The sequence below is a fragment of the Nitrospirota bacterium genome, from assembly GCA_037386965.1.
Classification (GTDB): domain Bacteria; phylum Nitrospirota; class Thermodesulfovibrionia; order Thermodesulfovibrionales; family JdFR-86; genus JARRLN01.
On the sequence record JARRLN010000055.1, the window covers coordinates 41,745 to 51,063 of the forward strand.

The following is a 9,319-nucleotide window of genomic DNA, read 5'->3' on the forward strand; positions in this document are numbered from 1 at the left end:
GTCCCCCATCGTGACCCATAGATAATACATGAATTCCCTCGCCCATACAAGTTAGGGGGCTCGGGCGGACGCGGTCCCCAGCGGCTAAGGGGGTTCGGCCCCCAGCGGGTGTCCAGACACTTTTCAGGTGTCCGGCGCTCTTCGTCCATTTGAGCGGAATGAGCTGCTGACTGCTCTCTGGTTAGATGCGGATGCGGTCCCTTGCTGGCCGCCGCCCGCTTCAGACGCCGCGGGCCGCCGCCCGCTTGACATGCCGGGGCGGCTGCTATAGGCTTCTTCTAAGGAGAAGGCGGGGCCTCTCCGCGACTTTTCCCATGGCCATATCGCATGCGCTATATTTCACGCTTCCCCCTTCAAAACGGGCGCAAAGCCCCCTTCGGTCCCGTACGGGGCCGCCTGCGGGAGTGAGAACTTCCTCCGGGAGAGCCCGCCGTGTGTGAGACCGAAGGGCGGGACATGCGTAGCGTTCCCCTCAAGGACGCGGTGGGCATGGTGCTGGCCCATGACATCACGGAAATCCGCCCGGGGGAGTTCAAGGGGCGAGCCTTCAGAAAGGGGCAGGTCATCCACCGGGAGGACATCTGCCATCTGCAGCGGCTGGGGAAGGAGAGCCTTTTCATCCTGGAGGTGGGCCCCGACGAGATGCACGAGGACGAGGCTGCCCGCGAGCTGGCCCATGCCCTTGCGGGCGAGGGCGTGGCCCCCGGGGGAGAGCCCAGGGAGGGCAAGATAGAGCTTGTGGCCGCACGGGACGGCCTCCTCAAGGTGCACGCGGGGGCCCTCCATGCTTTCAACATGCAGGGAGAGGTGATGTGCGCCTCCCTGCACACCAACACCGTGGTCAGAAAGGGCCGGGTCGTGGCTGCCACCCGCGCCATACCCCTCGTCATAAAGCGCTCCGCCCTGGACGAGGCCCTCGCGGCCGCCCGGAGCGCCCCCCGCGGGGTGCTCGAGGTCAAGCCCATGCGGCGGCCCCGCGCCGGCAAACCGGCTCTAAGCCTCGCCACACCCCGGCCACCCGGCGACACCTCCGATATTGTGGCCCCGCCCGGCGGTACGTCTGGCACCATCATCGTGATCGTGCCCACGCCACGCCCTGGTAAGCCCTACGTGACCGCCAACACAAATGTCAACATCCGCAGCGGGCCGGGCAGCGCGTACCCCACGATTGGTTATATGGCTATCGATCTGAGTGGCGAGGTGGTGGGCCTTCATTACGTCCCCGACGAGGAGTCCGCCATCGAGGGCCGGATGAGGGAGCTTCTTGAGGCCGGGGCGGACCTCCTTATCACCACCGGGGGGATGTCCGTGGACCCCGACGATGTGACCCGCTTTGCCATCGCCCGGCTCGGGGCCACCGGCATCGTCTACGGCTCCGCCGTGCTCCCCGGGGCCATGTTGCTGGTGGCCTACCTGGGAGAAGTCCCCGTCCTCGGGGTGCCCGCCTGCGGGCTGTACCACCGGAGCACGGCCTTCGACCTGGTGCTTCCCCGCGTGCTGGCCGGTGAGCGCATCACCAGAGGCGACCTGGCCGCCCTGGGCCACGGCGGGCTCTGCCTGAACTGCCCCGAATGCCGATACCCCGTCTGCCCCTTCGGCAAGGGGGGCTCGGCCCCCTGCGGTTAAGGGGGGCGACGGCCCCCAGCGAGTGTCCAGACACTTTTATTTTGTCCATCGAAGCGGTGACGAAATAGTGGCTGCTCTGTTTAAGAAAACGGCTCCTGGCCTTGACGTGACGGAGGGTGCTGTGGTAGCTTGCCCTGTGCGGATTTCCGCTAAAGGAGGTGCCCTTGGCCAGGATAGTTTCCGCTTTGTTCGTATGCGCCCTCCTGCTTTCCGCCTGTTCCACCCAGGTAACCCAGACGGGCAAGCAGGGGATTTTCACGGTAAAGATGAAAATCGAGAAAGGCGAGCTCAGGAAGGGCAAGAACCTGGTCGAATTGCGCGTAACCGGGCCGGACGGCAAGCCGGTGGAAGGCGCCTCTATAAATGTGAGTCCCTGGATGCCGGAGATGGGGCACGGCGTTCCATGGACCGTCAGGGTCCATGACAAGGGCGGCGGGGTCTATCGCACGAACCTGCTGTTGAGCATGGGCGGGCTTTGGGAAATCAGGCTGGACATAAAGGCGGGGGGCAAGTCCGACCGGGTCGTCTTTGTATTCCCCAACGTAAAGGAATAGGTACGAAAAGCCCCGCTCGCCAGGGGCGGTCCCCTTTAGCCGCCGGAGGGCGCTTCCCTCAATCGCCTTCTTTCAGTATTTCCTCCAGGGAGGTCTTCAGCTCCTCGTACGTGATGCCCCCGTAGTGCATCTTTGCTATCTTGCCCCCGGGCGTGACGAAAATGCCCACCGGGAACGCCACCAGGTTCAGGTCCCCCACGATACCCGGGTCCTTGCCCGCGGGGAAGGTGAGGTCGTATTTCTCCACGAAGTCTTCCATCGCCCTATCGCCGCTTGCCACGAAGATGCCGATGAACTGCACCTTGCCCTTGAACTCCCGCCAGGCGCGCTCCACGTCCGGGGCCTCCCGCTTACAGGGCGGGCACCATGTGGCCATGACGTTTACGAACAGGGGCGTGCCCCGGAGGTCCGCCGAGTCGATGGTCCTGCCGTCCATGGTGGTCAGGGTGAACGGAGGGAAAACTGCATCTTCCCGCGCATCGCCCGCCCTCGCAAGGGGGAGGAAAACCAGGAGTGCCGCAAGCAGAGCAAAAGCCGTGAGGACTTTTTTCATCATGTACCGCCGTCCTTCCGTCTTGAGATGAAAGAGGCGGCCTCCAGGCCGCCTCTTTCTATTATACACAGATTTCGGAGCCGGGGCTTTCGCCTCTAAAACCTCCAGGTGACGCCGAACTCCAGGCTGTTTTCGGAAAGCTGGGACTCCAGGGCCACGGGCCTGCCGAAGGGGTCCGTCCCGGACTCCGTCAGCGTCTCCGAGAAGGCATGCGTGTAGGCCAGGTTCATGGCGAAGTTGTTCGTAAACTCGTAGCCCACCCCGCCGGTGATGTGGTGCTGGACGATGGCGGGGAAACCGATAATCCGGAAAGTCTCATAGTAATACCGCGGGAAGGGGGTTCCCTGGACCATGACAACGTCGTTGGGTCCGGAAACGCCGAAACTGCCGTCCCAGCCGTTGTTCTCGTCCACCGGGTTCTTGGCGTAATTGTAGCCCAGGCGGAGGGCCAGCTTGGGGACGGGCTTGTACTGCCCGCCCACGGCGACCACAAACTGGTCGTCCCAGCCGAAGTCCTCATAGCCTTTGGCGCCGCTCCAGTTGACCCACTTGCCGTCGACCTCGAGGAGGAGCTGCCCGGGCAGGGGCTCGAAAGCCACCCCCACGCCCACCTCCTGAGGGGACTCCAGCTTCAGGTCGGCGTTCTGTCCATTTGCGGCGAGCACGTTCTTGTGGTCCACCGACTGCGGGGATTGATACGTCACGCCCAGGGAGAGCATGTCGGTGGCCTTGTAGATGGCCCCCACCTGCACGCCGGCGCCATAATTGAAAGAGGAGCCGTTTCTGAAATCCAGGGAAGAGTAGATGATCTGCACGCCCAGACCTACCGAGAGCTTGTCGTTGACCAGGTAGGCGATGTTGGGCGAGAACTTCATGATCTGAAGCTGGGTGTACTCGCCGCTGGCAAGAGGGGCGAAAGGTCCCGCTCCCACGCCTGAGAAATCAAAAAATGTGGGGTCTTCGATAGCCGTATCCCGGTAGTCCACGCCCAGGCCGGAGACGCCGAAGGCCGCCAGGCCAAACCGGAGCTTGGGGTTGATGGGCACGGAGAGGCCGAAGGCCGGGATGGCGTAGACCTTCTCGTCGCTGTCCGCATCGATGACGCCGACGCCCTGGATGGTGATTTTCCCCTCCGGCGACGGCATGAAGAGCGTGCCGGCGAAGTTCACCTCCGAGCCGGGGCAGTACGGCCCGAAACACATCGCCGCCGGGTTGGAAAAGACCGCGCTGATGGCGTCCTGGGGGGCGGCTATGCCCACCCCGCCCATGGCCCGGGCGATGGGACCCACGGCTATGAGGTTGTCACCATTTGTGGCCTGCGCCGTGGGCGCCAGGACGGCCACCATGCCACATACGAGCAAGATGCAGAGAATCCTTTTCATGCTCCCTCCTTTTCGTTACCTCCCGGTTTTATTGAGATAAAAAGACTCTGCGCCCCTTGCGGGCCGCGGACATATTACCCCGTTCCCGGAAACCCCTACCGGACGCGCCCATGTCCATTGTGCAAAGAGTACCATGTCCGTCCCCGTTCGTCACCGACAAACACCGGCCGCCGGAGCATGCCGGGAAAATCGGTTCCGGCATATTAAAGGAAGGGGCGAGGGATTGTCAATAAGTTTCTAAACAAAATATGGTTAAGGAGTTTCTAAACTGTAGAAATCCATAGCCAATTGTTTTATAATAGGGCAAAATATGGGTAGAACGACCCGGAAAAAAAGGATATAAACGAGGAGGGTAAGCAATGGCAGAGAAACTGGATTTCAGGGGGATGGCATGCCCGATGCCCATCATGAAGACCGCCATGGCCTTCAAGAAGGCGGGCTCGGGCGAGGTCTTCGAAATCGTCTGCGACGACCCCGGCTTTGAGCCCGACATCAAGGCCTGGGTCGAGGAGACCGGAAACAAGCTTGACAACATCACCAAGGAAGGCAAGGACATCACGGCTACCGTGGTGAAGAAGTAGGGGAGGTATCGTCATGAGCGACGCACAGGTCACCGCCAACTCCGGCGTCACGGAGAAGATAAAGGAACTGGAAGAAAGAATCGGCAAACTGGAGGGCAAGGATAACCAGCTTACCATGGTCCTGTTCAGCGGCGACTTCGACAAGGCCATGGCGGCCTTCATCATCGCCAACGGCGCCTTGGCCATGGGCAAGGACGTGACCATCTTCGTCACCTTCTGGGGGCTGGACGTCATCAAGAAGGCGTCCTTCCGCACCTCCGGAAGGGGTTTCCTCGAGAAGATGGTCCTCTGGATGCGCCCCAAGGGCGCGGGCAAACTGGCCACCTCGAAGATGAACTTCGGCGGCATCGGCCCCAGACTCTTCCGCTACATGATGGGCAAGAAGAACGTCGAGCAGCTCGAGAGCCTCATCGAGATGGCCCGGGAGTTCGGCGTGCGCATCATCGGCTGCCAGATGTCCATGGACGTCATGGGCATGAAGAAGGAGGACCTCCTGGACGGCGTGGAGGTGGGCGGCGTGGCCGCATTCCTCAGCAGCTCGTACAAATCCAACACAACACTGTTCATATAATCGGAGGATAGGCACGCATGGCGAAGATTGTCTACGTCGTCTCGGGCGACCCCAAAGTCAAGACGGAGAACGTCTCCGCAGTCATGGCCCAGGCCCTCACCGCCGTGAGCTTCGGCTACGACTGCGAGATATTCCTGATGGACGAGGCCGTCTGGATCGGCAAGAAAGGCGGGGTGCAGGGCGTGAAGTTCAAGACCTTCGAGCCCATCGAGGAAATGCTCGCAAACTTCATGGAGATGGAGGGCAAGGTCTATATCTGCCATCCCTCCAGCGACGCGCGGGACTTCCACCAGGAGGACGCCATCGAGGGCATCACCTTCGTCAACGCCTCCAAGCTCCTGGAAAGCGGCAAGGAGGCCGACGCCCTCTTCACCTTTTAGCCGGCTTTTAAAAAACAAGAAAGGGACCGCGAAGACGGTCCCTTTTTTTACTCCGCGCAAGGAAGCGACGGAAAAGGCGAAGGTCTCGGCCTTCGCATTTACTCTCCACCTCTGTTCCGGCACCGAATGCTTGCCGCAGCACGTACGGAAGAGAAAAAAGGTCGACCGGCGGGATGGGAGAAAAAGCGGCACGCCGGAGCCGCCCCGGTTTGGAAGGGCCCTTTCAGCCCTCCACTTTCTCGAATTTCTCGAAGAGCTTGCCGCCCTGGGCCATCTGCTCCGTCAGGACTTCCTTCATCAGCATGCAGGCCTTGGTGACCTTGGGGTTGCTCAGGCTGTAGTAGATGTTGACCCCTTCCCTGCGCGCCTTGAGGACGCCCTTGTGGCGCATGACGGCCAGGTGCTGGGAGACGTTGGCCTTCGGCACGCCCAGGATATCCACGAGGTCGGTGACGGTCTTCTCGCCGTTTTTGAGCGCGTGGATGATCTCCAGCCGCTTGGGGCTTGCCAGTGTCTTACAGACCTCGGCCTGAAGCTCGAATATGGTCTTATCGTTTCTCATAATCTATAATATTCCCAACCCGCCGAATTGGTCAAGTAGTTCTGCAACTCCGAAAGGCCCCCTCAGAACGCGCCGGGAAGGTGCTCCACACGGGGGGAGCCGTCCCGCTCGAGGAAGACCGTCACGACGTCGAACCTGACGGGGGGCTCCGGCCGGAGCCTGCTCAGGTAGGAAAGGGCGGTCTGGCGAATCTTCTCCTGCTTGCGCGTGTCCACGGCCTCCAGGGCGTCGCCGAACCTTCTGGCCCGCCTGGTCTTCACCTCCACGAAGACCACCACCTCGCCGTCCCGGGCGATGAGGTCCACCTCGCCGGAGGGACCGCGCCAGTTGCGCGCGAGGAGCCTGTAGCCCTTCTTCTCGAGGAACGCCCCGGCCAGGCCCTCCCCCTTATCGCCCAGGCTCCGCACTGCCCTCCAGGTTGCTCAGCAGGCGGGGAATGCCCTCCACGTCCTTGGTGTCCTTCTGGCAGAGGACCTTCAGCATGTTCCTCACCGGGGCGAACTCCTCCCAGTGCCCCTTCAGGTCCGTGCCCACCTGCCGCATGAGCTTCTCGCCCACGGTGTCCCAGTCCATCAGGAGCACCACCCTCCGGTAGCGGAGCGCGATGTCCTCGCAGAAGTCGTAGACCGACTTGCCCCGGTGGAAGGTGATAATCTCCCCCAGCATGCCCAGGCGCCGGAGGGCCCGCTCGTCCCGCCGCCCCTCCACGATGATGGGCACCATGCGGTTTATCTCCTGCAGGTCCTCGAGGACCTCCCGCAGGCGTTCCGCCCTCTCGACGTCCTCGACGGTGGGCGGATAAAATCCGTTCTTCCTTCCGTTCTTCCTGTTGTTGTCGGGTCTCACGGCTTTCACTGAAAGGGACCCCGGGCCGGGCCCCGGACTATTCCCCCCAGGCGGGGCGTGCATGTGCGCCGGGGCGGCGGGCTTTACTCGATGGCAACGAAGGTCTCGGTCCGGGTGAGCCCCTTTATCTTCCTGATGTCCTTCAGTATCTTGTTGAATATCTCGTTGGTGTCGGCCCCTTCAAGCACCAGGGCGATGTCGTACTGTCCCGTCACGGCGTCCGCCATGGCGACCCCCTTGGTGCCGCGGAGCGTGTCGCGGATGCTCTTTTCCTTCCCCGGCAGCACATTGCTCAGCATGTAGACTCTCGCCATGGCGCCTCCTCGTCTCTCAGCATTCTCTCAGGGTCTTTCCGAAACGGTTGAAGGTGCAATGAAACGCCCCCAGATTTACTTTATCACACATTTCCGAAAAGATAAAGATTGCCGACGGCGCAAGGACATAGCCGCTTCCCGCCCCGAGAACTCTCTCAGCTCATCCCTTCTTCTATTATCGTTTCCTTTGTCGTTTCATCGGTTAATCGAACCTCTTCGGTTACCTTTTTTCGCTTCCACGTTCCTTTCGCAAACCAGACAATGGCCGCTAATCCCACCACCACGTTGGATACCGGATAAGCTATCCACAGGCCCGTTTCCGAAAGGGACGTAAACTGCGATAATACATAGGCCAACGGGAATCTCAGGACCCATACGGAGACAATCGATAACGTCATGGAAATCATCGTATTGCCGGAACCCCTGAACCCGCCGTTTAAGGCCATTTGAATGCCGATGAATCCGAACGTCAGGGCCATTATCCTGATGAAGAAAGCACTCGTCCGTATGGTTTCCACCTCACCGGGAATAAAAATTCCGGAAATGTGCGTTGCGAATATGAAAAAAAGCATGCCCACGCATGTCAAAACGGCGAACCCCACGAGTGAGCTCAACTTAATGATTCTTTCCGCTCTCTCGACCTTTCCCGCACCGATATTCTGACCGGCCAGGGTCGAGGTCGCCATTGACAACCCCAATGCGGGGATAATGACGAAGCTCAGAATTCTGCTTCCAATGCCGAAGGCCGCGATGGTAAGAGTCCCGAAGCTGGCAACCAGAAAAGTCATTACCGTCATTCCAAGCGCTCGTGTGGACTGCTCTATGGAAGCGGGAAAACCCAGACGGAACATTTTCCTTATCAGATAGCCGTCGGGCCTGAGGTCCTTGAGATGAAGCTGCAGGCCTTGTTCTCCCCTCAATAACAACATGAGGCCCACAAGCGCAGCCAGTCCCTGGGTGCAAATCGTGGCCACGGCCGCGCCGCTTACTCCAAAAGCGGGGACGAAGCCGTGGCCGAAGATAAAAAGAGGGTCCAGAACGAGGTTCAAAACAACGGTCCCCGAAACGATGTATACGGGTGTTTTCACGTCTCCCACGCCCCTCATCAGCGATTGAAAAACCATGAATGCAAACACGAAAATCATGCCGATGAAGGAAATCTTCATATAGGAAACCGCGCTTGAAAAAACCCCCGGTTCCGCGCCCATCAAATGGACCACAAGAGGAGACAGCACGTAGCCAATAGTCGCAAGAACTAAGGAAATAACGACGACCATCAACAACGTTTGAGACGTGATATGGTCAACGGCGCGCCTGTCCTGCTTGCCCTTGTACTGGGCCACAAGGATTGTGCCGGCTATGGCCAACCCCGTTCCCAGGGAGATAATCAGGAAAATAATGGGGAAACTGATGGAGACGGCGGCAACCGCGACGGTTCCCAGCCTGCCCACCCAGAAAGTATCGATCAATTGATAAGCGGTCTGTAAAATATTCGCGAATATTATCGGCACCGACAGGGCTATCAATGATTTTAGAATGGACCCTTCCGTCAAGTTATTTCTTTCTTTCATGGGTTCGATATATACTCTTCCTTATAAATCCGGTCAACGTTTGTTTCATCCCGGCGTATTGCCGCGAGCCGGAAAGGCACGATTGGCAGCCCGCTCTTTAGAATACGTCGAGCGGGATACCCCGCGTTCTGCGTTCAGAAGACGGATAAAAAGAAAAGGGGGCGCGGGGGAAGTGCATTTTTGTCCGCCTGCCGCCGCACCGAAGGCGTGGTGCGGGCGGGAAGCGGTTTGTCCGTGCACCGGCGAGGCAGCGAAAACCGCAAAAACCGGGTCCTTAACGGGAATATTCTTTGCGTGCTCCCGCGAAAAGGCCGGTCACAAGCCAAAAAGTGAGTTTCTGGTGCCGAAGGGGGGATTCGAACCCCCACGGAGTTACCCC

12 protein-coding genes are annotated in these 9,319 nt (G+C 60.1%); 5 read left to right on the top strand and 7 right to left on the bottom strand.

Annotated features, from left to right (window positions below; all coding sequences use genetic code 11):
• Nucleotides 1–456 precede the first annotated feature (456 nt).
• Nucleotides 457–1,626 carry a molybdopterin-binding protein gene (locus tag P8Y39_09035; GenBank protein ID MEJ2192475.1) on the top strand — a complete coding sequence of 390 codons (1,170 nt, stop codon included), beginning with the start codon at nt 457–459 and terminating at the stop codon, nt 1,624–1,626.
• 164 nt (nt 1,627–1,790) lie between these two features.
• On the top strand, nt 1,791–2,180 hold the full coding sequence (locus tag P8Y39_09040; protein ID MEJ2192476.1) for a FixH family protein: 390 nt from the start codon (nt 1,791–1,793) through the stop codon (nt 2,178–2,180).
• 58 nt (nt 2,181–2,238) lie between these two features.
• Here the strand turns inward: P8Y39_09040 and P8Y39_09045 are convergent, their stop codons facing one another.
• Nucleotides 2,239–2,736, bottom strand: a complete 498-nt coding sequence (locus P8Y39_09045) for a TlpA disulfide reductase family protein (protein ID MEJ2192477.1) — start codon at nt 2,734–2,736, stop codon at nt 2,239–2,241.
• Between the two features lie 92 nt (nt 2,737–2,828).
• Entirely contained in the window at nt 2,829–4,115 is a 1,287-nt protein-coding gene (locus tag P8Y39_09050; GenBank protein ID MEJ2192478.1) for an outer membrane protein transport protein, read from the bottom strand.
• A gap of 359 nt (nt 4,116–4,474) precedes the next feature.
• On the opposite strand from P8Y39_09050, the gene P8Y39_09055 reads away from it, so the two are divergent.
• The 3 genes from P8Y39_09055 to P8Y39_09065 are packed head-to-tail and all read left to right on the top strand — an operon-like array spanning nt 4,475 to nt 5,647.
• Nucleotides 4,475–4,696 (top strand): sulfurtransferase TusA family protein, encoded by a 222-nt coding sequence (locus P8Y39_09055; GenBank protein ID MEJ2192479.1) that lies wholly within the window; start codon nt 4,475–4,477, stop codon nt 4,694–4,696.
• A 13-nt stretch (nt 4,697–4,709) separates the two neighbouring features.
• The gene (locus tag P8Y39_09060; GenBank protein ID MEJ2192480.1) at nt 4,710–5,267 is read left to right on the top strand and encodes a DsrE/DsrF/DrsH-like family protein; all 558 of its coding nucleotides are present in this window, start codon (nt 4,710–4,712) and stop codon (nt 5,265–5,267) included.
• A gap of 17 nt (nt 5,268–5,284) precedes the next feature.
• On the top strand, nt 5,285–5,647 hold the full coding sequence (locus P8Y39_09065) for a DsrE family protein (GenBank protein ID MEJ2192481.1): 363 nt from the start codon (nt 5,285–5,287) through the stop codon (nt 5,645–5,647).
• 223 nt (nt 5,648–5,870) lie between these two features.
• Here P8Y39_09065 and P8Y39_09070 read toward each other — a convergent pair whose 3' ends face one another.
• The 5 genes from P8Y39_09070 to P8Y39_09090 all read right to left on the bottom strand — a co-directional run bounded on the left by P8Y39_09070 (nt 5,871) and on the right by P8Y39_09090 (nt 8,940).
• Nucleotides 5,871–6,209 (bottom strand): metalloregulator ArsR/SmtB family transcription factor, encoded by a 339-nt coding sequence (locus tag P8Y39_09070; GenBank protein ID MEJ2192482.1) that lies wholly within the window; start codon nt 6,207–6,209, stop codon nt 5,871–5,873.
• A gap of 62 nt (nt 6,210–6,271) precedes the next feature.
• Nucleotides 6,272–6,616, bottom strand: a complete 345-nt coding sequence (locus tag P8Y39_09075; GenBank protein MEJ2192483.1) for a YraN family protein — start codon at nt 6,614–6,616, stop codon at nt 6,272–6,274.
• Nucleotides 6,597–7,064 carry a hypothetical protein gene (locus P8Y39_09080; GenBank protein ID MEJ2192484.1) on the bottom strand — a complete coding sequence of 156 codons (468 nt, stop codon included), beginning with the start codon at nt 7,062–7,064 and terminating at the stop codon, nt 6,597–6,599. Before P8Y39_09080 ends, P8Y39_09075 begins: the two co-directional genes overlap by 20 nt.
• A gap of 74 nt (nt 7,065–7,138) precedes the next feature.
• A complete protein-coding gene (locus tag P8Y39_09085; GenBank protein MEJ2192485.1) occupies nt 7,139–7,369 on the bottom strand; it encodes an Lrp/AsnC ligand binding domain-containing protein in 231 nt (76 codons plus the stop codon).
• 155 nt (nt 7,370–7,524) lie between these two features.
• The gene (locus P8Y39_09090; GenBank protein ID MEJ2192486.1) at nt 7,525–8,940 is read right to left on the bottom strand and encodes an MATE family efflux transporter; all 1,416 of its coding nucleotides are present in this window, start codon (nt 8,938–8,940) and stop codon (nt 7,525–7,527) included.
• Nucleotides 8,941–9,319: the final 379 nt, after the last annotated feature.

What these genes read in the sequence shown, in the direction of transcription:
- P8Y39_09035 (MEJ2192475.1), top strand. Translation starts at nt 457, where the DNA reads ATGCGTAGCGTTCCCCTCAAGGACGCGGTGGGCATGGTGCTGGCCCAT.
- P8Y39_09045 (MEJ2192477.1), bottom strand. Translation starts at nt 2,736, where the DNA reads ATGATGAAAAAAGTCCTCACGGCTTTTGCTCTGCTTGCGGCACTCCTG.
- P8Y39_09050 (MEJ2192478.1), bottom strand. Translation starts at nt 4,115, where the DNA reads ATGAAAAGGATTCTCTGCATCTTGCTCGTATGTGGCATGGTGGCCGTC.
- P8Y39_09055 (MEJ2192479.1), top strand. Translation starts at nt 4,475, where the DNA reads ATGGCAGAGAAACTGGATTTCAGGGGGATGGCATGCCCGATGCCCATC.
- P8Y39_09060 (MEJ2192480.1), top strand. Translation starts at nt 4,710, where the DNA reads ATGAGCGACGCACAGGTCACCGCCAACTCCGGCGTCACGGAGAAGATA.
- P8Y39_09065 (MEJ2192481.1), top strand. Translation starts at nt 5,285, where the DNA reads ATGGCGAAGATTGTCTACGTCGTCTCGGGCGACCCCAAAGTCAAGACG.
- P8Y39_09070 (MEJ2192482.1), bottom strand. Translation starts at nt 6,209, where the DNA reads ATGAGAAACGATAAGACCATATTCGAGCTTCAGGCCGAGGTCTGTAAG.
- P8Y39_09085 (MEJ2192485.1), bottom strand. Translation starts at nt 7,369, where the DNA reads ATGGCGAGAGTCTACATGCTGAGCAATGTGCTGCCGGGGAAGGAAAAG.
- P8Y39_09090 (MEJ2192486.1), bottom strand. Translation starts at nt 8,940, where the DNA reads ATGAAAGAAAGAAATAACTTGACGGAAGGGTCCATTCTAAAATCATTG.